This window comes from Candidatus Obscuribacterales bacterium (assembly GCA_019744775.1).
Classification (GTDB): Bacteria; Cyanobacteriota; Vampirovibrionia; order Obscuribacterales; family Obscuribacteraceae; genus SBAT01.
Genome location: JAIETZ010000001.1, coordinates 507,803 through 530,129, shown reverse-complemented (window position 1 = coordinate 530,129; position 22,327 = coordinate 507,803). Strand labels below are relative to the sequence as shown.

16 protein-coding genes are annotated in these 22,327 nt (G+C 45.2%); 2 read left to right on the top strand and 14 right to left on the bottom strand.

Going from position 1 to position 22,327, the window contains the following annotated elements:
* Position 1: 1 nt before the first annotated feature.
* Positions 2-1,702: a tetratricopeptide repeat protein gene (locus K2Y22_02270; protein ID MBX9877260.1), complete on the bottom strand. Its 1,701-nt coding sequence runs from the start codon at positions 1,700-1,702 to the stop codon at positions 2-4.
* A 112-nt stretch (positions 1,703-1,814) separates the two neighbouring features.
* On the bottom strand, positions 1,815-2,357 hold the full coding sequence (locus K2Y22_02265) for a hypothetical protein (GenBank protein MBX9877259.1): 543 nt from the start codon (positions 2,355-2,357) through the stop codon (positions 1,815-1,817).
* Between the two features lie 332 nt (positions 2,358-2,689).
* Between K2Y22_02265 and K2Y22_02260 the strand changes: the two genes are divergently transcribed.
* A complete protein-coding gene (locus K2Y22_02260) occupies positions 2,690-4,006 on the top strand; it encodes a hypothetical protein (protein ID MBX9877258.1) in 1,317 nt (438 codons plus the stop codon).
* A gap of 755 nt (positions 4,007-4,761) precedes the next feature.
* On the top strand, positions 4,762-7,503 hold the full coding sequence (locus K2Y22_02255; protein ID MBX9877257.1) for a hypothetical protein: 2,742 nt from the start codon (positions 4,762-4,764) through the stop codon (positions 7,501-7,503).
* 50 nt (positions 7,504-7,553) lie between these two features.
* Here the strand turns inward: K2Y22_02255 and K2Y22_02250 are convergent, their stop codons facing one another.
* The 12 genes from K2Y22_02250 to K2Y22_02195 all read right to left on the bottom strand — a co-directional run bounded on the left by K2Y22_02250 (position 7,554) and on the right by K2Y22_02195 (position 22,178).
* Positions 7,554-7,889 (bottom strand): DUF305 domain-containing protein, encoded by a 336-nt coding sequence (locus tag K2Y22_02250; protein ID MBX9877256.1) that lies wholly within the window; start codon positions 7,887-7,889, stop codon positions 7,554-7,556.
* 141 nt (positions 7,890-8,030) lie between these two features.
* Positions 8,031-8,942, bottom strand: coding sequence for a hypothetical protein (locus K2Y22_02245; GenBank protein ID MBX9877255.1), 912 nt, complete (start codon positions 8,940-8,942; stop codon positions 8,031-8,033).
* A 107-nt stretch (positions 8,943-9,049) separates the two neighbouring features.
* A complete protein-coding gene (locus K2Y22_02240) occupies positions 9,050-10,036 on the bottom strand; it encodes a hypothetical protein (GenBank protein MBX9877254.1) in 987 nt (328 codons plus the stop codon).
* 180 nt (positions 10,037-10,216) lie between these two features.
* Complete coding sequence (locus tag K2Y22_02235) at positions 10,217-10,555, bottom strand: metal-sensitive transcriptional regulator (GenBank protein ID MBX9877253.1); 339 nt, start codon at positions 10,553-10,555, stop codon at positions 10,217-10,219.
* A 115-nt stretch (positions 10,556-10,670) separates the two neighbouring features.
* On the bottom strand, positions 10,671-11,147 hold the full coding sequence (locus K2Y22_02230) for an MgtC/SapB family protein (GenBank protein ID MBX9877252.1): 477 nt from the start codon (positions 11,145-11,147) through the stop codon (positions 10,671-10,673).
* Positions 11,147-12,058 carry a hypothetical protein gene (locus tag K2Y22_02225; protein ID MBX9877251.1) on the bottom strand — a complete coding sequence of 304 codons (912 nt, stop codon included), beginning with the start codon at positions 12,056-12,058 and terminating at the stop codon, positions 11,147-11,149. The genes K2Y22_02230 and K2Y22_02225 overlap by 1 nt, the downstream gene beginning before the upstream one ends.
* 6 nt (positions 12,059-12,064) lie before the next feature.
* Positions 12,065-12,463 (bottom strand): hypothetical protein, encoded by a 399-nt coding sequence (locus tag K2Y22_02220; GenBank protein ID MBX9877250.1) that lies wholly within the window; start codon positions 12,461-12,463, stop codon positions 12,065-12,067.
* Complete coding sequence (locus K2Y22_02215; protein ID MBX9877249.1) at positions 12,460-14,829, bottom strand: cation-translocating P-type ATPase; 2,370 nt, start codon at positions 14,827-14,829, stop codon at positions 12,460-12,462. Before K2Y22_02215 ends, K2Y22_02220 begins: the two co-directional genes overlap by 4 nt.
* Positions 14,830-14,877: 48 nt before the next feature.
* The gene (locus K2Y22_02210) at positions 14,878-16,191 is read right to left on the bottom strand and encodes a TolC family protein (GenBank protein MBX9877248.1); all 1,314 of its coding nucleotides are present in this window, start codon (positions 16,189-16,191) and stop codon (positions 14,878-14,880) included.
* A complete protein-coding gene (locus K2Y22_02205; protein ID MBX9877247.1) occupies positions 16,188-19,373 on the bottom strand; it encodes a CusA/CzcA family heavy metal efflux RND transporter in 3,186 nt (1,061 codons plus the stop codon). The genes K2Y22_02210 and K2Y22_02205 overlap by 4 nt, the downstream gene beginning before the upstream one ends.
* Positions 19,373-20,737, bottom strand: coding sequence for an efflux RND transporter periplasmic adaptor subunit (locus K2Y22_02200; protein MBX9877246.1), 1,365 nt, complete (start codon positions 20,735-20,737; stop codon positions 19,373-19,375). The genes K2Y22_02205 and K2Y22_02200 overlap by 1 nt, the downstream gene beginning before the upstream one ends.
* A gap of 721 nt (positions 20,738-21,458) precedes the next feature.
* Positions 21,459-22,178: a nucleotidyltransferase domain-containing protein gene (locus K2Y22_02195; protein ID MBX9877245.1), complete on the bottom strand. Its 720-nt coding sequence runs from the start codon at positions 22,176-22,178 to the stop codon at positions 21,459-21,461.
* Between the last annotated feature and the right edge of the window lie 149 nt (positions 22,179-22,327).

Genomic DNA, 22,327 nt, shown 5'->3' with positions numbered 1-22,327 from the left:
GTTAAGACGTCTGAAGCGGCGTTCGTGTCGTGGAACGATCTAAGCGACTAGTTGCCCACTTTTGGTATAGTTCGCTTGATAGTTTTGCGTAGTATTCAGCCTTATTGATCGCCCATGTCTTCTCTCCATAGTCACTCATGTTCCTAAATAGATAAAATAAACTCTTTGCTGTATTGTGGGCGCCATTTAGATCGCCGGACTGCTGCTGAACCTGCAAGGTTTCTTCAAACAAACGTCGGGCTTTATCATTTTGTCCCAATGCTGCAAAGTGATTTCCAAGGCGTTCCTTGAATTTACCAATCGCGGGGTTCGTTTCCCCGTATATGCTTGTCAGATTACGCAGTCCGGCCGAATATAGTCGAACGGCACTTTGGTGATCAATTTCTTCCCATGCGCCTGGGTACTCTTTCGTATAAACTTTTCGTGGATCTAGAATGACTTTCCAACCGTTTTTTAGTTGTCCCCATAGTAAAGGATCAGCGTTGTCGCACCTGAATCCCGTGCCTTGCAAGGTCTTTGCTAAGGGTTTAAATTCAGATGGATACACATTCTCATAGAAATATTTCCAATCGGAATTCCACTGTTGATAGGGCCTTGTGAATTCAGGCAACTTCTCAATGCTGCAGTTTGGCAATTCTATTTTTTCCAGGGGCTGAATAACCAATGGGGAATTCTTAGAACCATAGTCCTTCTTCAAATTGGCAATTTCACCGGTGTAATTTGAACGCAGTTCTATGCAAGTATTAGTTGAGTACTCTGGTTCCCACTTCCCCTGAAAATGTTTTAGTATTCCGGCAAATGACTTACCATTCAGCAAATCACGCACCATATAGAACGGTTCAAGCGACGTGGAATCGGCAATGATTATGCTATTAAGCATTTGTCCTATGTCTTCGAACGGTTTGTACAAAAGCTCTAGTCTATTGTCCACTGGTTTGTACTTATAGTTGGAACTCGATGAGCCTTTATGAAGAATGGCATTCCCATCATCATGCAGTTCAATTTTTTCTCCAGTAGGCAAATTCCATTCTCGCTTCTTAAAAAACACTGTCGAATCGGCAAGACCTTCACCTGCTTGCTTGGAAATTACTTCCTCTCCAACTCCGCCGGCATAGGCAGGACGCAAACTATTGAAGTCTGCTCCTTTCATCAGTGAAGATTGCATGACTTTGGACGACATTGCTAACCCTGGGCGCAATGTGCCGGCTACATCCACAGCCAAAGCGCCACCTGTGCCAGCTAAACCTGTGAGAGGATAATCAATTGCCATAGAACCGAGATTGTAACCAAGCAGTTTTTTGTTTGCTTCCAAATGATTAGCATTTGTGGCTGTGTCCCACATAACTGGAGCTGTTCGCATGCTGACATCTCCGACAAGCATTAAAGTCCCTGCTACCGGCAATAACTTCTTTGCGCCAGCTATGAATTTATCTGAGTTATGTCCTATGAATGGTTCGACAAACGCTTTGGGATTCTTAGTTATCACTGCTAAACCGGCCCCGATTGCTGCAGATGCAATGACTTGCATACCAACAGCTGAAAATGGATTTTCCCTAATTTCATTGACTCTTTCACAAAGCCCGGTAAAGACAGTCTGAGGAACAGAACTCAATAATTCCATTTCTCTATGAAAGATATTACCGACACTGTTCTCATCTGACGAAAGACGGTTTGTCTTTGACTCATACAGAAAATCAGACATTATTGAAGCTCCATAATAAGATAGGGAAATTATGACCTGAACAGCCACTGTAGTTTACGTCCACTGTTTTTTCCTGGAACGCGTTTCATGGGTACCTTGGTAGTACCCCTTTCTAAAACTGATAGTCTTTCAATTGATCTGGATTGGCTTTAAGATTGTCGGCATCCGCAACGCTATCTGCTGTCACACGTAGTCCTGGTGGAACTAGACCTGTAGCGGCCATGATTCTGATACCTAACCTGCCTTTATCCAATGCGACTGCTTGAGTCGTCAAACTTTGCGACTCATTACCAAATCCCTTCCTTAAGAAACGAAGTTCACGGTGCATGACACTCCATGCTGCCATGTTGTCGCCGTATGCTGTCTCGGTACGCGCTTCACGATGTAACTGAGCTGCGTGCTGTGCAATTAATTCGGGGCGCTGAGACCATTTACTATAAGACAGTACGGCATCATCGTATGTCATACCGATAGCTTCGGCTACAGGACGAGTCGTATCTTTAATAAACTTACCTGGAAGAACATTGTCCTCCATGCCGCGCCAAAAATCATTGACGAAACCATCAAATCCTGTGGTTTTTTCAATCTTTGCTGGACCTACAAGGTGGTTGTAGAGTTCATCTTGATGTTGTAATTCCCTAATACCGTCTGCCATATGTATATCTCCGTGGCTCAAATTCATGTAGGTAGCACCATACTATTCGTAATGGCGCTGATCACTGGGGAAACCACCAAGGTTTACCGTATTTTTCCCATCACCTATTCATATATGTCCGTTTATGTCCGCTCTTCATCTCCTCGTGCGAATGACTTTGCACATACCCTCTCTGCCCTAAGAATGTCTGAAGTCTCTAAATCTTTAAGTCGTATTTGCCGATGGGGGAAATATACGCAGACGTGGGAATTTCCCCAATTACATGACTAGCAAGCAGCTATAGGATGCTTACAGAAAGCAGTAGCTATGAAATTTTAGTGGGGTGACGACTAATGGCAGATGGTGGTTCTAAGGGCGATATTGGGCGCCATCAGGAACAAGTAGATAATTCGCGTGAAAGAATGGTTGAGAACTGGCAGAATGATTTCAACGAATTTATTGTTGGCACTATTAACAATCCCATGGGTCGATTGAGGCAGACAGCACTTGTAGGCGAAGGACTTATTTTTGGTGGAATTACCGACATAGCCAAAGAGTGGAAAGTCGAAACGGCTGAAAAGGCCGGCGCGTCGCTATTGGTGGGCAGCGTGATTGGCACTATTTTAACCAGCAGAAATTCGAGTCTGAAAACAGCGGTGCAGCTTCTGGGCTCAATTGGTGCTTTAGCGTACGGTGTTGATGCGTGGAAAAAGTATAGTAAAGATCAAGAATTATCCACAGCACTTGATGCTGTTTATAAAAATAGCGACTTGAATACATTTAGCAAGCAAATACATACGGCGAATAAGCAGTTAGGAGAAGAAGGTTTCAACCTTGGTCTTGTCGGGCTTACTGGTGGCTTAGGAATGGCCGTAGGACGTGAATATGGTTATACAGTGACATCGAAAATTACTCCTGGTTTCACAAAGCGAATATTTGAAAACGTCTTTATGCCGTCTCCTAAGACTTCAGCTAAGTCTGTTGACATGGACTTTTATGCCAAGCATAAAGAGTTTCAAGTGCTAAGACACAACAAAAATGCCGATAGGTTCGCAACGCATTGTGAAGAGACATCTGCAGCTGTAAACCATGAGCCTTCATGGCAGAAAGCAATTTCTGAAGAGGAATGCGAATTGTTCAATGCATCTCAGATGCGACGATCATTTGAACATGCTCGTGATACCTTCCTAGACGAATGTGTGAATGGTGAAATATCAGTGATCCGCTCAAGTAAAGGTCCGGCTGGGTATACTTTTGATAAAAGTAATCGTATTGTTGGAATTACCGTTCCAGAAGGGGCTACTCCGGCTGAAGTTGGTAGGCAACTTCTGGTAGGTTGCAGTTCCGATACGCTTGGTAAGCCGGGTGATGTGTTAATGTACACTGCTCTAAAAGGCTCTAAGAAATTTGGTTATGATGGTGCTCAACCGGGTGATTTAGCTGTTGCTGCCAAAGAGGGTAAACCTTTTTCGGAATCCAAGATTGGTGAATTGAGGCGCACCCAGGGGGCGCAACGGTATGTTGTTGAGGGCAGTGAGGCATACTATCGCGGAGAAAACGGCAACGATTATACTGATTGGATGAGAGGAATACACGGTATCTGGACTTCAGAAAGGCAAGCGGAGGCTGACTGGTTGCTATCCAAGATTGTTCGTGCCCAAAAATGGTAGTATTTTGGGTGTGCTATCAGGCAAAAAACTATGCGCCCCTAATCGTGCGTTTACTGATGATTTGAGCTGTTTCGTAGCGTTAGCATTAATTCGCTTAGTAGTTCAACTTCAATGGCTTCTATTCCAGTTTAACTCCGTTGATTGCCTCGTATTTTTACCATGGCTGCAAATACCTGACTGCAATAAAATCCATTCTGTGCGAGTATACAGAGTGACTTATAGTGACTTCTTCACCTGAAAGACATTCATTTGCTGAGACTGGTTCGGAAGGGCGCAGACACCTCGAAGGATCAGATGCACCCCGCCCATGGGATGCGGAATGGTTTGCAGGAAATGTCATTAATCCGTTTTTGAATGCCAGTGTTGTAGATGTTTGTAACGTGGCAATCGAGTCGGGAAAGCTACTTTCAGGGACTGCCGATAAGAAGTCCGATGCTATTGATTATGCAGCAGCATTGCCAGTGACAAAGTCCAATCTAGGTAGTACCGAATGGTGGCTTCAAAATATCTCAGCCGGACTGGGGTGTGCTGTAACGTATGGGTTGGCCGGGGGATTTACCGGTGGCATTTTGCGAAACGTTGCCGGAGCGTTCAGGCTGGAAAGGACTAGCCTTGTCGTATCTCGCTTTGCCGCCAACAATAGAGTAGCGCAAGTATTAGGTGTCGGTGTCTATGACAGTTTGAGGCCCTTGGCAGAAGGGGACACAAGGGCTGGCAATGGGATTTCGGGTGCAGGAAGTTTTGCGGTCCTCGAATTGGGCAACAGTCTGGTTGCAAAAAGTAGATTTGGCATCGGCACCGGACTAGTTCGGGCATTGGGCCGCGCTTCAGTTGGTGTTTGCGCGGCCGATACTCATCACTTCTTGGCGAACAGCATTTCTCATAAATCGGATACCGAGGAACCGGAGGTCAAATACGAAAATAGAGTCACTGGCGCCGCTATGAACGTGGTGTTGCCTATGGTGCACAACGGCTTGACTCGCGCTGCCGATTTGGGCAATGCCTTCATGGGACGCGGAACAACACTGGATGGATATGTCCAAAAGAATGGTCTTCTTAATCGGTCAAGTACTTTTGACAATTTGGTCAGAAACAATCCCCTTGTTAGAGTGAAGGTAACTGACGATACAATTGCTAAAGCCTTGCATACAGAAAACACGATACTTGTGCCAAAGTTGGTAAGTTTAGATGTCTTGGGACATGAGCTTGAGCACCTTTCGAAATATAAGGACAAAGCAATCAGAAATAGTACTGATGCAGGAATGAATGGGGTTAGAAAGCTACTAAGAGAAAATAGATTCGCGGAAGCAGAGGAAGCCTACATTGCTATTAGGATGGCAGAAGAACTACGGGCAAGGACTACTGAAGCTACGATACAAAAAGAATTAGGTGCAAAGAAGAACTCTCAGGATATGCACCCAGGGTTGATTGCAGAGGACCCTTTCTACAGAAGAATATTTGCAACAGAATTTGATCAGATGAATTCTGACAGAAGGGTAAATGAACATGACTATATCTCGGATAGGCTGAAGGAGTTAGTTGCAAAAAACGATGTAAAAGGAACAATCGACTACTTGTTTCCATCGATGCCCGCCTTCTCCAAGGAGATTTTACACGACTCGGTAATGGCATGGACTCAACGTGAAGGTAGGCGTGGGCAGAAGAGAGGAGACAATGCGAGTCTTCTTCTGGGGTTAAAAGGTGACGTATTCACCAAACTCGTTTCGAAAGCACTGGTGGACAAGTGCTGGCAGTTGCATCCTCATCGCGATGCTGGAGAATGGATGAAATCGCTAAGAGAATTTGCAAATGAGTCGGTGGATCTTTCTCAGTTTGAGCCAGCTTTTGAAAAATACAATGCCGTTCAAGAACGTGCTTGGAATGATTACGAGCAAATAGATGCTCCAGCCCGCGAGAGGTACCGCAATCTAACGGAAACTGCCTCTAGCGAGTACCATGCAATTTACGAACCTGCCAGCAAACAGTACCACGCAATACGCGAATCGGCTGAAATGCAACAGAAAGTCACTTGCAGGCAAGCTAGAGCTGAGTATGAAGAGATAAAGAATCAAGCCTGGGAACAATACAGGCAAGTATTCGATCCTGCTTTCAAACAGTACATGCAAACAAAGCAACAAGCCCGTGAAAAACTTGATCCGACAAACAAGGACAGTCGAGAAGCATACAAAGCAATAAAGTCTCAAGCTTGGCAGCAGTTGCAATTGGTGAGCGAACCTGCTCTTATCCAATATGAGACTTTGCGAAAGCAAGCAATTAAAAAACTGGAACCAATACATGATCGAGCTTGGAAAACTTCTCTGAAGGAAACAGAGCAAGCTTGGAAACAGTATGAACAGATAAGCGATGCACCCAATAAAAAATATTGTGCTATCGAAGATGAAGCCTCAAAGGAATATCACGCAATCATTGATCCTGCCTATGAGCAATATAGGGCAGTTAGGGACCTTGCCAGTGCTGAATTCTTTAGTTCAATCCGACCCCTTTCTTTGGAAACGGATTTGGATTTCGCGAAAGTATACGAAGACTTGCGCCAAGAATATAGCTTCGACAACATGGAGGCGGAAGATCGCAACGCCAGCCCATACGATCCTAGGTGGACCAATTATGTACGCTTAGTAAATACGTTCGGCAACCAAAGTGAGATATGGCTGTCCAAACAGGCAGAAAAACAGATAAGTTTACATGATGCAACCTACTGGCTCCCGTTAAAACCCGCCTTTGAACTAAAGGGATTAGGCAATTTCCTGATGGCAAACAGGGACAGGAATCGTGTGCATCTTGGTCTTATTGCAAAATGCTGGCCGAAACTCTCTCTGGAAGAACGCAAGCTTTCATTTGATAAATTGTTGGAAGAGTCCATCAATAAAACGTATGTAAATGCAAAAGCGCCGCACTTTGCGCGTGAAGCTGCGAAATGGGGCACGGATGAAAGAGACTATCCGGAATTGGAGAGACTTTACTTACGGTCTCAGTCTGTCCCCTCTCCTTTCCCACTGGGGCAAGTTTGGACAGAGTCCGGACTGGTTGGCAGGTTCTTGCCGCGGGATGATGTTCGGGGAATGTTTTTAGGGCAGTATACGTATTGCTGCCAACATCCAGATGGTGAGGGCAGTGGGTGTGCGGATTACGGACAAGAATCTCCAAATGCCGGGTTCTTTGTGGTTGAGAATGAAAATACAGGGGAGATCTTAGGACAATCATTTACCTGGAAAAACGATGCCGGTGGGGTATGTTTTGACAACATAGAAGGTCAACGGCATAAGATTGCCGCCAGAACAGATGCAGTTGCCAGCATTTACCAGCAGGCGGCGAACTATCTTGTTCAAAATGCTGGATTCAACATGGTAACGATGGGAACTAAGAATAGCGATTTGGATCTTACACGCTGGACCAGTGCCGGAAAAATGAAGTGTAAGCGTCCAAATGACTACACAGGAATTACTGACGCTGATGAACAAGTTCTTTTGTCGAATTAATCGGCGAGATGGAAGTCGCCCACTTTTAATAGAATACTCTTGTATCAGTCTTATTCGTGAGCACCGAACCATAGTTTCCGCCAATATTGCATTTGGTCCATTTCTAGTTCTCGTGTGCTCACAATTTTTATCGCTAGTTCCTTGAGATCTTCGTGCTTAGCTTGTGCAAGCGCTCTTTTGGCTTCGTCAATAGCTTGTTGATTATGCGGGATCATCATATCGATAAAAGATCGATCAAAGTCCGCACTTGGTTCGTGGGCTTGCATCATCTGTTGTTTATGTTCTTGCCAGAGTAAAAACCCAAGAACTATGCATATTGCACTCAGAATTGCACTAGCTATTTTCCATGTGCTTGGGCTATTGTGCAGGTGCTCGTCGGCTTTCATTCACAAATTTCCTTCGTGCAGAGAATTTAACTTCTTGCTGTTCCGTAATAAGTAATGGTCTTTCAAAGTTGTTCCCGATCAAATAAGAAGCTTAGACTTTGTACCGGAGTGTGTCCAAATGGTGTGCCCACCATCTTCTTGTTAATCCTTATTCAAAACGATGTATGGTGGTTTCTTCCACCAATGCGGTTCGGCAGTCAATTGCTGAATCAGATTTGGATCCTTCATTGCACGAAGTAAATGATCCGACCATAAAACTGCATATGTCTCCCCGACCTTATAGTTAATGGGACCTTCCCACACTAAACCATTAGGATAAATTACCAAAAGTGAAACCGTCTGGACTTGTCCTCTCTCAATAGGTGTATTACTCTCCAGATTCGCATACTTCTCCTTCCAAAATGCTTGTCGCAATAAGAAGCCGCCGGCAGATATATCGGAGGCACAGTCAGAGATTTCCAGATAAGATGGCAATACGCGGGGGTCGTATTTATTGTCATCACCCCAACAACTCAAGAGCTTATCCGAATCAATAAATTGGGCATTGCAATGTTTCAAGAATTCAGTTGGATCGAACACTATGCCGCCAAGACTCCCCTTTAGAGGGAGCGAAAAATGTGAATAGATTTGATCGCCTATTTGAATTTCCAACATCGCCCTAACGATGGTTCCACGATCGGATTTTGTAGATACCCGAGAAGTAAAATGGTCGGTGTCTAAGTAAAACTGATGTTGGCGGTCTGTATCAGTTTCGGCAATTGGAATCGTGCGGTCCGAGCCAAGCCGCGCGCGCGCGATTTTCTCCATTCGAGATGAAAAGTCGGGCGTTGCGACAATACAACTTATACTTTTCTGTCCTGCTTGCTGTGCTTTACAAACACGATTGGTACCGTTAATTACGTAGAATAGATCGCCTTCTTGTAACGGCTTGACAAGAATCGGATTGATCTTTTCAGGCAGTGCTTCAATCCGGGACTTAACCGCTGAAGACTCGTGTGTAATAAGTCTATTGAGCTGTATTTGTGTCAATTTACTAGGGTTGTTCTGCGGCATGGATAAAGACTTCTTATCGATGAGAGTTATTCACAGAGCGTACACCATACCAACGTATGCTGCATTAATTTGAGTAGTCTTTGTTCATACTTATTCGAAAAAAAAGATTAGCGGCGCATGTGTTCTAGAGATGCTGCTGTTTTGAGTACGCGCTGGTATTGATCACTTGGTAATGAGGCAACCAAGTTGAATTTGCGCATGGCTCGCACGTAATGGCACTGGCTGACAAGCAGTCCGCAATGAGGTCCTATGCGTTGATTGATAATTATCTTCTTTGCGACAAGGTTGCTGGTTGGCGTGTTATCCAATTTGTAAGCCTCAGCAATTTGACCGGGTTTAAGATTAAGCAGATGGCTCTGTGTCGGTCCTATCGGAACGTAAAGTGAGACTGCGTTGGCTGATGAACCAACCAGATTCAGAATGGTTGGTCTGCCATCAAAAGCTGATATCAAAGTTAATGCATTGCCACCAATTTGAGCAACTACGTTTTCATCACACAGTTTTGTTGAAACCATTATTGGCTGAATGGCTCCACGTACAATGACGGCACCCTCAATTAATCGTAAATGCCGATCATCGACTCGCTCAAATGACGCATTGACAGTAGGCATGAAAGCAGCATCGTTGCTGGAAGTTTCAACGTGTTCAATATGTCCTTGTTTGGTATTGTCCTCGACAAACGACACCAGTCGATAGGGCGATTTTGTCGGCACGGCACCTGACACTTTAATATCAAATGGCAACCACTGACCGGTAAATTGGAACCGCGCATCTTTAGCCATTAAGACTGCTTTGTCAATCGGTGCTTGTTGGTTAATGCTATTTACATGGAAGCCGGAAACATCTGTTGGCAGGATAGTAGTAGGTGATGCAGCAGCCGGTAACTGGAAAGTTGCTGGCGACTGCATCACTGGGGATGTGACTAGAGGCGTTACTGTCGGTGGCGGCTGATATACCGGAGGAGTTATTGCCGGTGTTTCATGGTGCTCTGGAGTAGTTACAACGGGTGGCTCAGGATGCTCGACGCTATGATCGGCAAAGGCGACAGTGGAGACCGCTAGTGTTAGGAACAAAGCTGTTGTTATTTTTTTCATAAATAGCCCAGATACACATTAGCCAGTCTAGAGTGCTTTGCAAAGAACAGCAAGCTAACCGGTGGGTGGGGATGGTAGAGACAAAATTGGTTCGACAGACGGACAGTAAAAGTGTGCGATTGCTTTAGCGATCAGAAATGCAGTTTGCCCTCTCTGATCGGTATGAGAAACAGATGAAAATCAATGACAACAGTCTCTGTTGGAACTTGAAGAGGGAAGTTCAGTTGTTTCGTCCTCGTATTGATAGAGAGTGGGTGCGTGGCGAAACACTTGGACAAGTTCCTCGATAACGCTATTAGAGTCTTGCTTCTGAATTGCCTCCACAACGCAAGTCTGAAGGTGTTGTCTAAGGATAATTTCCCCAACTTTGTCCAAGGCTGCTTGCACAGCCTTTAACTGTTGGAGTACGTCAATGCAATACTTTTTGTCATCGACCATTTGATAGACATGTTTGAGATGACCGCTTGCCTTACCCAGACGCGCCTTAATTTTTTCCTTTTCTATATCCGTAATTGGCATATGTTTCTTTAACTCTCCTTGATACATCGAATTGTTTGTATGATGAAAATGCCTTGGCGCAATTAAGTATCAACAGGCGGTGTGAACTTTTGCGCCTGTTTTGATAGACCAACATTTACTCCTCTTTATCTCTATGTTCTTGATGTGCGGACGAAGTAGCAACATGACTATTGCTAGAAAGCATTTTCCAACCGGGCAAGTGGTGCGAGGCAAGGAGAAAGAATATTATTGTTGCGGTCAAAGTGCCAAGCAAATACATTCCGAAGGCAATTGCCAGTCCCGTTGCCGCAGTTGCCCAAACTGTGGCGGCAGTGGTCAGTCCAGTAGTTTTGCCGTGTTCGCGCATGATTACACCGGCACCTAAGAAACCCACTCCAGTAACCACTTGAGCAGCAATTCTGGTGTCGATGCCACCAGCGCCAAGGGCATGCATGGATACCAATCCAAACACGCATGCTCCTAATGAGACCGCTCCGTAAGTGCGAATACCGGCATCCTGACCGTGACGTTCGCGTTCTGCTCCCACTAGTCCGCCAAGAAATGCCGCCAGTAATGCACGCATTGCCATCACCAATTCAAGCTGCCAATCCATTAGTCGGACCCTCCATTCGGTAGTGAACTACAGGAACCTTGGGCTACTTCCAAGGATTCTTCTGCTGATATCCGAATTGTTTCGCATATGGAATCGAGTGGCAGATCATTTGGAAGGTCATCAAAGGGTCTTTCAACTTCTTCAGCAAGAAGCTCAAGTCCAAAGACAAAATAGGAGGTGACGAGCATGATTACAACTGACCACCAATGGAAACTCGGCACGATGAACCAGGGCACACAGACAGCATTAAGAAGCAATCCGGACCACAAAAGTAGTTTGTAGGATCCGGCAATAGGAGACTTTAAAATGCGCTCTGTGCCTCCACAGATATCCATCAGAACCTTTGCATGTTGATCAAGTTGAAGTTGTTCCCACTGATCCACAATACCTGTACTACGCCAGCGTTTAAGCTTTTTGTAGATGTGCAAAGCAATTGCCGAAGGTGGATGATTGCTTGATTCAGGTATTGAAAGCTTGGACAGTATCTCTTTGTCGCGTTTTTCCCTTAGCAGATCTTTTAGGGCAACGGCAAAACCAGCAATCAATTGAGCAACTTCGGTGCGCTCAGCATCTGACAGTTCATCGGCATAGCTGCGTGTCTTAATTGCTAAATTCCGGCTTTCGTTAACAAGTTGTCCCCAAAGTTTGCGCGCTTCCCACCAGCGTTCGTAAGCACTGTTGTTGCGGAAGATTAGTAATAGTCCAATTACAGCACTGATAGAGATGGCCGCATTTGCCTCCATAATCTTGCTTGCAGGAAAACCATGCAAGTCAATCCAGCAAATGATGGTTGTATATACACCGACTGCAAAGAGGAGTTTCCAGAGGAGAAATCGCCCAGGATGACAATGATCGAAAAACTGTCTAGAACGTGTTAGATAGTGGGTTTTTATTTGTTGACTAGCATTCATCTTCAGTTACCTATAATTGTTCAAGAACTTATCCACCATGATTCGAATTTCGGATGCTGGATCATCTGAATCTTCAAGTTCCATATAAAGTCCGATCTTGTAGAGAACAATTACTTGCAAAACTGTTGAGTGCAGCATTTTGGCATTTTCAGATGGACGGTGGCGGAAGAGTAAGATCGGGGTGTTTCCGTACAAGGAGTTTTTGCGAATATCAGCAACAAGTCTCAGAGCACTTGAATCGTCAAAATGAATATCAATAAGGAACAAGTCAACCAACTTTTCCTGCATAAGTTGAGTGACTTCTGCGGTATTGCGGGCAACAAGCAGATCATAGGATAGGAGGGCTGACCTTACCGTCGGCAAAGAGGGCTCGTCAACTGCAATCAGTAAATGGGGGTTTTTCATTTGAGGGACGCCGCCTTTTCGGACGGAAGTAGTGTTCTATGAGCAAGTAGGCGCAGTGAATTGGCAACGACAAGTATGGTGCTTCCTTCGTGGAATAGAATTGCCCAACCAATATTTGTTAGTCCTAGAACTGCTGTACTGGCAAGTCCAAGAATGGTAATGATAGAAACGGCCAAATTTTGTTGAATAACGGTGCGCGTGGCCCGCCCAAGGCTTATCACAAAGGGCAATCTAGCAAGATCATCTCCCATTAATGCAACATCAGCAGTTTCCAAGGCTACGTCTGTAGCAGCCCCTCCCATGGCTATACCGACGCTCGCGGCGGCTAATGCTGGCGCATCGTTTACACCGTCGCCAACCATTGCTACAACTTTGTTGGCGGCTAACTCCTTCATCTGTTCGACTTTGTCTTCAGGCATCAGACCTGCTTTGACCTGGTCTATTCCCAAGTCAGTAGCCAACTTGCTTGCAACACGAATATTGTCTCCAGATAATAGGAACAAATGCTGAAGTCCGAGTTTACGAAGCTTTGCTAGTGAGGCTTTTGCCTCGTTACGTGGAGTATCTGCAAGAGCGATGATTGCAGCCATCTTTCCATCAATAGCAATGGAAATACTTGTCTTGCCTTCAGATTCGACAGCCTCTAGTTGTTCGGTATGTTCCGGTACCAGCTCAATGCCGTTCGATTGCATAAGCCGTAAATTGCCGATAACGATTCGGTGATTATCGATTTTTGCTACAAGTCCTCGTCCGTCAATTGACCGAAGCTCGGTTGGTTCAGGAAGCGATAGATTGCGAGATTTGGCTTCAGCAACAATTGCAGAGGCTAGTGGATGACCAGAGCGTGCTTCGCAGGCAGCGGTCAGTGCTAACACATCGTTTTCGGACATGCTTCCGTTGACTATGATGTCGGTAACCTTTGGCTTGCCGTGTGTTAGTGTGCCTGTCTTGTCGAAAGCAATTGCATTTAACTGTCCCAAAGTCTCCAAATGTACGCCACCTTTTACGAGGACGCCATTTCTTGCTGCTTGAGCGATTCCTGCAAGAGCAGCCGATGGTGCGCCAAGCGCCAGTGCACAAGGAGAAACGCCTACTAAAAGCGTCATTGCTCGCAAGAATGCAGTTTTGAAAGGCACACCTAGTAGTGGTGGCACTACGATAAGCAATAAGTCCAAGACAAGCACGGCTGGGACGAACCATGAAGTGAATTTTTCAGTAACCTGTTGCGTCTTAGTCTTTTGAGTTTGGGACTCCTCCACAAGTTGCATAACCCTAGATAGAGTATTGTCTTTGGCAAGCTTAGTGACTTTGATAAGTAGTTGTCCGTTGCCATTTATTGAGCCGGCAAAGACCTTGTCACCTTTATCTTTTTCAACGGGCACACTCTCTCCTGTGATCGGAGATTGGTCGACGGATGACTGTCCGTGAGATACTGTGCCATCCACCGGTATTCGTACACCTGGTTTTACGATAACAATTTCATCAATTTGGATCTCATCAACCGAAACTTCGATTTGTTGAGTGTTGCGAACTACGAAAGCAGTGTTGGGTGTAAGTTGTCCAAGTTTAGAAACTGCGTCGCGAGCTTTATCGAGAGCAAGTTCTTCAAGAGCGTGTCCAAAGCTAAACAGGAAAAGCAAAAGTGCTCCTTCGGAAAACTGTCCAAGAATGGCTGCTCCGACTGCCGCAAATACCATCAGTAAGTCCGTATCGAATTGTCTTTCCTTAATAGAATGCCAGGCATGGCGGGCGATATCATATCCACCGAAAATATATGCGGCCGCAAAAAATGGATAAGCAACTTCCATGGGTAGTGACAGCTTCGGTGTCAACCAAGCAATTGCCATAGTTAGACCACAAATCAATGAGAAGATAAGTTCCCGGCGTTCGGCGAAAACGGCTCTAAGCCCTGTTTCCGGCACTTCATAGCCAAGTCCCTTAATACGTTCTTTGATTTCAGCAGTGTTTGTTTTGAAACTGTCGAACTCGACTTTCAGAGTGTTTGAAACGTAGCTCACGGAAACACTTAGGACACCATCTATGCGCTTGATTCCGTGCTCTACAACCATTGTGCAATCGGAGCAATCCATACCAATGATCGGCAGGAGTTGATGCTGGTATCGATTGGATATGGCAGCACCAGCGTGCGATGCCAGTCGTTGTACATTTGTCAGTTGAAGCAAAGTTGGATCATAGTGCAAGCAGAGAGTATGTTGTTTCTCCTGTGCTTTGATGTGAGCTTGGGTGATACCACGAGTTGCTTGTAACTGGCGCTCCAACGACTGGATACAGTGATCACGCTCATTGTCCACATGTGGTAACAGTAGTTGAAGATCAATTTCTAGTTTTTGTTCGTCTCGTGTCATTTTCTTTGTTCTGTTTGGGTTGTTGAGGGCTATGAGTTTGTGATTAATTTAGAGTGGATGTCCGATTGCTTGTTCCAGGTCCGTTAAGGACTGCTGGTAACTGCGGACGGCTTCAAGATAGGAGGCTTTGGTTTGCACATTTGCTTGTTGTGCAGCCAATGTTGCAGTAATATCGTTTTGACCAACTTCGTATCCGCGTCTTGCCATTCTGGCTACCTTTTCCGATGTAGGGAGTATTTTTTCTTGGAAATAGGCAACTCTTTGGCGTGCGGCAGAAAGCTGCTGGTATGCAGATATCACTTCTTCAGTGACAACGTTTTTGGTTGATTCGAATTCTCGCTTTATTTGAATGTTTTGCGCTTTCAATCTAGCCAGTTCGCCTTGTTGAAAATTAAATACTGGCAATTCTTGAGTGACAGCTATGAAATAGCCCCTTGTGGCCGGACCTTCAGGAGGATTTCCGGAGTATGAACTACCTGCACTTAACTGGGTGTTAGGAACGATATTGCCTAAGGCTGTTCTCATGCCAGCTTGATTTACGGCAAGAGTTTGCCTGACGACTTTGAGATCAAGACGATTTTTGAGAGCATCTGCAATAAGACTGTCTAAAGTAGGCAGATCTTTGCTGAAGTCGGGCAATAGTTCATTGACTTCTGCTCTCAATTGAAACTGCGGAAGGTGTTGGACCGATATGCTGTTCTTGTAGTCTCTTCCTGCAATGACGCTTAGTCGTTGTTTAGTCTGATCCAGTTTTTTCTCGCTCTGAAGTAAGTCAGCTTCAGCTTGAAAGGCTGCCAATTCGGCGCGATTAACATCGAAGGCAGCGACGTCGTCTGCTGCGAATCGTTTTTGAGCGATACTTACCAGACCTTCAGAAAGTTGCCGCAAATCTTCGTATGTTTGACGACTTTCAATAGCCATGACCACATCCAGATAGGCACGGCGAACGGTACTTCTTAATTGCCACAAATTACGCTGAATTTCAAAATCAACTTGCTTTACCTGAGAACGAGCCAATAACAATCTGAAGGCAAGTTTCCATGGCGGCTCGATCGGCACTATGGCACCAACTTGTTTGGCTAACTGTGCAGTGTCATTCAGAACAAAAATTGAAGGGTTCGGTAAGGTAAGAGCTTGCGCGTAGGCTGCTCTGGATATCCCTAATTGTGCTCGAATGTTTGCCGCTCTTGGACTGTTAACTAGAGATTCATCAAAAACAGCTGACAGTGGGGTGAATTGTTGCCGATTGGATTCTTGAGGCACATTTAGTAACGCTGGATCAACAGAGGCAGCGTGGGTAGGCATCACTGTGCCAAAGACACAGCAAACAGCAAGTAACAGTGGTTTGTACCGGGCACTCATTTGGTTGGAGCATCTCCCTTCAGTGTCGGATATGTGGATGATTTTTCAGTATCACGTTTGTTGGACATACGTTGGGAGATTCGCTTAGCGGTTTTTTCGAACCATATGAAGAGATTGGGCAATAGTAGAAGTGTAAGAAGGCTTGATGTGATAAGACCGCCAATTACAACTGTTGCTAATGGGCGTTGCACCTCAGCACCAGCGGAACTTGAAAATGCCATTGGGAAAAAGCCAAGGCTGGCAACAAGAGCGGTCATAAGCACAGGGCGAAGCCTTGTGAGGGCCCCTTGAATAACCGCTGCTTCTGTGTCCATATGTTCCTTCAAGCTATTTATATAGCTGACCATTACGACTCCATTGAGAACAGCAACTCCGGATAAGGCAATGAATCCGACACCTGCCGAAATTGAAAATGGCATTCCCCGTATAGCAAGAGCAAAAACACCACCCACTATGGCAAACGGAATACCGGTGTAAATAAGCAGCGCCTCGCTGACCGAACCGAAAGTCATGAACAACAGTATGAAAATAAGTAAGAGAGCAACGGGTACCACAATGGACAACATCAGAGTTGCCCGTTGTAGATTTTCAAATTGCCCGCCCCAGGTGATGTAATAGCCTTCTGGCAATTTTATGTTCTTATCGATTTCAGCTTGAGCGTCTTTGACAAAGCTTCCAATGTCGCGGCCGCGAACGTTCAATTCGACAACAATACGTCTTCTTCGATCTTCGCGTGAGATTTGCGCAGGTCCTTCTTCGACAGTTATTTTGGACAGAGCAGAAAGTGGTATTAACGCACCGGAATTTCCGGCAGTAAGTGCCGGTGCAGAGACAAGCAGTTTCTTAATTGCTTCGATATCCTGGGCGCTGCCTTCAGTCAGGCGCACTATCATGTCGAAGCGCTGCTCGCCCTCATAGACAATCCCGGCGGGTTGTCCGGCTATGATTGACTGGACAATGTTGTTGACGTCTTGAACATTTATTCCATATCTGGCAATTGCATCTCTGTCGGCTTCAATAGATAGTTGTGGAAGACCGGCAGTTTGTTCAAGTTTTACATCGGCTGCTCCAGGAACTTTCGAAATTACCTTGGCTATTTTCTCCGCGACTTGACGAAGCGTATTGAGGTCATCGCCAAAGACTTTTACTGCAATGTCAGACCGGACGCCTGCTATTAATTCTGCGGTACGAAGTTCAATCGGTTGAGAAAAACTAAAAACTGCCTGTGGCACTTTGTTCTCAAGTGCTTTGGACATCTTATTGATTAACTCTTCGCGGCTATGGGCAGATTTCCATTCGCCAATGGGCTTGAGTGCCACGTACATGTCGACACTTTCTACTCCCATCGGATCTGTGGCGACTTCAGCGCGGCCTATTTTACTCACCGTTTTTACGACTTCCGGAAACGACATCAAGACTTGCTCGGCTTGTGTTGCAGTGGCAATTGATTGTGTAAGAGATACGCTTGGAAGTTGTTGCATCTGAATGGCCAGGGCACCTTCATCAAGACGAGGAATGAATTCAGAGCCGAGCATAGGAAATGTGATTGCGCTGAAAACAAGTAAGCTCGCAGCAACGGCAAATGTTTGTGGTCTGAAATTCCAAGCCAGTGCAAGAGCACGCTTATAGAGCGGTTTAACTATCCGTAGAAGCCAACTTTCTTCTTCTTTGACCGGACCGGTCATGATGATTGTGAGAAGTGCTGGGACATAGGTGAGAGACAGCAATAGAGATCCAGCCAATGCAAAAACAATAGTCATAGACATCGGTTTGAACATCTTGCCTTCAATGCCGCTCAAACTAAATATAGGCAGATAAACGATGGCAATTATGGCAACAGCAAACACAACAGGGCGTCCCACCTCAAGACAAGCTTTCAATATCGTGGTTTTGCGATCTTCATTCAGCTTTTCGTGCTGTGCTTCAGCCAGCCTACGCACGGCATTTTCAACCATAACAACTGCACCATCGACAATAAGTCCAAAGTCGATAGCACCAAGGCTCATGAGATTGCCTGACACTTTGAAGATATTCATGCAGATGGCAGCAAATAACATGGACAGGGGAATGACGCTGGCAACAAGTAATGCGCCTCGCCAATTACCGAGTACTACAAGCAGCACTACAATGACCAGTATTGCCCCTTCAAATAGATTCGACTCCACTGTATGGATGGTTCTATCAACAAGTTCAGAGCGGTCGTAAAATGGAACCAGCTCTACCCCTGGTGGTAGTGATTTCTTGATTTGAGCAACTCGCTTCTTGGCATTTTCTACGACTGTACGAGAATTCTCTCCTTTGAGCATCATTACTATGCCTGCAACAATCTCACCTTTTCCGTCTGCCAGAACGGCTCCTTGTCTGACTTCTGAGCCAACATCAACTGTGGCTACATCGCGTACAAAAATTGGAACACCCTCAGCGCCTGTTTTGACAACGATGTTGGCTATTTGTTGGGTTGTTTGAGTGAGTCCTATTCCACGCAGCACATATTGCTCGCCTGAGTGTTCAATGTAGGCACCCCCTACATTTTCATTGTTGGCAACAACGGCGGACAATATTTCTTTTAGAGTAAGACCGTAAGCTTGTAATCTGGATGGATCAACACGAATTTGGTATTGCTTTTTCTGTCCACCATAACTGTTTACTTCGGCAACACCTTGTGTACCCATAAGCTGACGACGAACTATCCAGTCTTGTATGGTGCGCAATGCGATAGGATCTCTTAAAGTTCCCTGACCGGGACGAACTTCGTACTGATAGATTTCGCCAAGTCCAGTTGATATTGGACCCATTTCAGGTGACCCAATGGATTCCGGAATTTGTTGTCTTACCTGAGTCAGTCTTTCCAACACAAGCTGACGGGCAAAATATGTATCGACAGCATCATCAAAGACGATAGTAACTGCAGAAAGACCGAACTTGGAGACGGATCGTACTTGACTTACGCCTGGTAGACCACTCATTGCAATTTCAATTGGAAAAGTTATTTGGCGCTCTACTTCAAGCGGTGCAAGTGACGGAGCGGCTGTTAATACTTGAACTTGCACATTGGTAATGTCCGGTACTGCATCAATAGGCAGTTTCTGCAGGCTATACCAGCCAGCACCTATTAAAAATATGACCATCATAATGATGAGCAGCGGTTGTTTTATGGAGAAACGAATAATTGCGTCAATCATTACTCTTCTCCAAACTGTTCTTTAAGAAGTTTCGACTTCAGGACAAAAGAACCATCTGCTGCTACTTGTTCACCAACTTCAAGTCCGCTAAGAATGGGCACGACCCCGGATGTGGCTGTTCCGATTTGGACATTGCGAACACGAAATTGTTCTGATGTTCTATCTTTGACGAAGACAACCGGCTTGCCATCAACTGTCTGTACTGCTGCTTGTGGAACAAACGGAACGTTCTGCATGGTTGCCTGAGTAGTGAATTCTACTTGTGCAAAGGATCCGACTTGGATCTTGTGTGCTGGATTTGCTATTTCAATGCGGACTCTCGATGTACGAGTGTCTTCATTGAGACGTGGATCTATATAACTCACAGCACCGGTAACTAAACGATTACCCAGTTTGACATTGGCTGGGCTGCCTATGTGAATGCCGGTCATCTGGGTTTCAGGTACATTTGCTATGACCCAGAGAATATTTGTATTTGCTATTGTCAGAAGAGGCTTGCCTTGTTCAAAACCGGATCCGGGATTGACGAAACGTTCAATAATTGTGCCGGCTATAGGTGAACGTAACTCGATTTGTGAGATATTGTGTTCGACACCGGTTTCCGATCCCAGATGAGCATCCAAGGCTCGTAGTGCATCGCGAATATGTTCTGTTTCTGTTTCGGCAGTCTGAACTTCTGCTTTGGCTTGAGTCACTTCCCTATTTAATGTGATGTCTTTTTGGAAGTTATATTCGGCTTTGGCTCGATCATATTCCGACTCCGTAGCTACTAAGTCTTTGCGTGCAGTCAGTCCTTCTGAGACAAGCAGTTTGGTTCGCTTGAGATTGGATTCTGCCTCATCGAGGCTGGCTTTTGATTTTAAGACGGAAACGCGATTGGCTGACTGTTGCACTCTATCGAGATTTATTTTGGATAAACGAAGTCTGGTCTCTGCTTCGTGTAGTTTTCCATGCATCTCGGCTACTTGGGGGCTATCGATTTCAATAAGTACTGTCCCTGGCTTGACAGTATCTCCCAGAGACACAAATATCCTTTGAACACGGCCGCTGACCAGTGGTGTCACCTGTTGCAATTGTTGTTGATTTGGTTCTACGGTGCCGGCGACGGAAAACGTTTCGGTCGGAGTCTGGCGAGTGACCGTAGCAAGTTTTATTCCGGCTGCTTTGCGATCAATATCAAGTGCGTCGGTTTTCTCCTCTACTTTGTTGGATTCTTTCGGTGCGCGATTGTTTAGCACAAACCAAAGTCCTAAACAAAGGACCCCAGTTACAGCAATTACTATTGCTGTAACCATCCATGCACGTGTTGCATTGCGTGATGCATTGGACGTAGATGATGGGTGTAATTCCTCAGGCGGTTGCATGAGTTCTCCTTACTGAAAAGCAGACAAAACAAAAGATGCGCCACGGCAAAAGCCGTCGCGTCGGAATCTGTTATTTCTGAGTTTAGATTAGGAGTTGCTGGTGCAGAGAAACTAGCGTTTGTGCAGTATTTCGCAGCGGCGCCTTATTGATACCGCTTTGCGCCAGCATAGTAGAACATGCGAAGGTGCAAACAAAATTATCGGTGGAGACAAGCGCAAATGCCGTCGGCGCATTTAATTGACTGAGGGTTATTGAGCTGATGAATGGAACATCAGTATGACTAAAGCAACAATTGGTTGTATGTCCGCAGTCGCTACATAAATCTTTTACAACATTTAAGATCTTCGATTGTGTACTTTCTGAAGCTACCACTTCACTTGGACATATGCACAACTCAAATGGCGCTTTGGTAAACTCGGCACCAAAGCAGATAAGTAGGGTTAGCAGTAATGCGAAAACAGATTTCGTTTTCATATCCCATCGATCTTAATTTGAGGAATCAGGTTATCTCATAAATGGTCAAAGGATGCAAGTATCGCTTCTTTGCAACCACTCTCCATGATAACTCCAAATCGGCATTAAGTGGGGATTTCTGTAAGCTGACTTTGACTCCATATTTTGAATCCACATTATGGATTCTAGAATGCTGATGTTATGGACATACTAAACAGATTATTGATACATAAGAACTCTTTTATTAGAATTTGGAATAGGCTCCAATTAATTGAGATTTTCGCTGAAGGTAATCTCCACGACTTTTTCCAGCGACTGATTGACGATTTCAGTTTCCTGCACACAAAGTGTGAGCAGCTCCATTGCCTGTGATAATTGTGGTTCGTTTTGCTGCAGGTATGTAAATGCTTCTTTGGATGATCTAAACCACTTGCCGCGCAACTGGAAGTACAGTGGAATGAGTTGGGTTTGGAGTTGTGCCACATAAAAGTGTGCCAGTGTCCGATCCTGCTGCTCAAGTGCCAACCTTATTCGGCGTAGCATTCGACGGCTCCAAACTTGTAGACGAACTCGTTCCTCTGATGAAATTGGCGGAGGAGGAAGCAGTTCATTAAGCTCAGACAGGAATGGAGTCAACTTGCCTGATTTATCGAACAACAATTCTCCACCAGCCAGGTGATTCCAACTAGTTCGTGGAGAGTCCAGAACCTTGTCTTGAGGCTCTACATAAATGTCCAATGCTATGGCGGTACTGTCATCCCAAATACCAGTGCTATTGCCTTCAGCAATAGTGACTAAGGCATCCAAGTCACTCGCTTCGGATTGGGTGCCTTTTGCGCGGGACCCGTAAATAATGATGCCGACTACTTCTTCAGCAAGAAACTTGTTCAGAAAACCAACCAGATCCAACACGTTTTCTGGTTGTCTGATCACAGCCAAAAAGAGATCCGTCAGTTGATGAATATGTGATTTTTCGGTTGTATCCATGATTATATTCCTAGTCCGACTCAATCTTTTGAATTAAGAATCTAACTATCTACCCCAGCAGCAAGAACGTGTTGCACTAATGTATACATTACGACATATCAATCTGATGAATTCGGTATGTTACTGATCTAAAACAAGATCCAAAGATT

Excerpts from the sequence above, each read along its gene's own strand:
- K2Y22_02270 (MBX9877260.1), bottom strand. The coding sequence starts at position 1,702 with ATGTCTGATTTTCTGTATGAGTCAAAGACAAACCGTCTTTCGTCAGAT.
- K2Y22_02265 (MBX9877259.1), bottom strand. The coding sequence starts at position 2,357 with ATGGCAGACGGTATTAGGGAATTACAACATCAAGATGAACTCTACAAC.
- K2Y22_02260 (MBX9877258.1), top strand. The coding sequence starts at position 2,690 with ATGGCAGATGGTGGTTCTAAGGGCGATATTGGGCGCCATCAGGAACAA.
- K2Y22_02250 (MBX9877256.1), bottom strand. The coding sequence starts at position 7,889 with ATGAAAGCCGACGAGCACCTGCACAATAGCCCAAGCACATGGAAAATA.
- K2Y22_02245 (MBX9877255.1), bottom strand. The coding sequence starts at position 8,942 with ATGCCGCAGAACAACCCTAGTAAATTGACACAAATACAGCTCAATAGA.
- K2Y22_02240 (MBX9877254.1), bottom strand. The coding sequence starts at position 10,036 with ATGAAAAAAATAACAACAGCTTTGTTCCTAACACTAGCGGTCTCCACT.
- K2Y22_02235 (MBX9877253.1), bottom strand. The coding sequence starts at position 10,555 with ATGCCAATTACGGATATAGAAAAGGAAAAAATTAAGGCGCGTCTGGGT.
- K2Y22_02230 (MBX9877252.1), bottom strand. The coding sequence starts at position 11,147 with ATGGATTGGCAGCTTGAATTGGTGATGGCAATGCGTGCATTACTGGCG.
- K2Y22_02225 (MBX9877251.1), bottom strand. The coding sequence starts at position 12,058 with ATGAATGCTAGTCAACAAATAAAAACCCACTATCTAACACGTTCTAGA.
- K2Y22_02220 (MBX9877250.1), bottom strand. The coding sequence starts at position 12,463 with ATGAAAAACCCCCATTTACTGATTGCAGTTGACGAGCCCTCTTTGCCG.
- K2Y22_02215 (MBX9877249.1), bottom strand. The coding sequence starts at position 14,829 with ATGACACGAGACGAACAAAAACTAGAAATTGATCTTCAACTACTGTTA.
- K2Y22_02210 (MBX9877248.1), bottom strand. The coding sequence starts at position 16,191 with ATGAGTGCCCGGTACAAACCACTGTTACTTGCTGTTTGCTGTGTCTTT.
- K2Y22_02205 (MBX9877247.1), bottom strand. The coding sequence starts at position 19,373 with ATGATTGACGCAATTATTCGTTTCTCCATAAAACAACCGCTGCTCATC.
- K2Y22_02200 (MBX9877246.1), bottom strand. The coding sequence starts at position 20,737 with ATGCAACCGCCTGAGGAATTACACCCATCATCTACGTCCAATGCATCA.
- K2Y22_02195 (MBX9877245.1), bottom strand. The coding sequence starts at position 22,178 with ATGGATACAACCGAAAAATCACATATTCATCAACTGACGGATCTCTTT.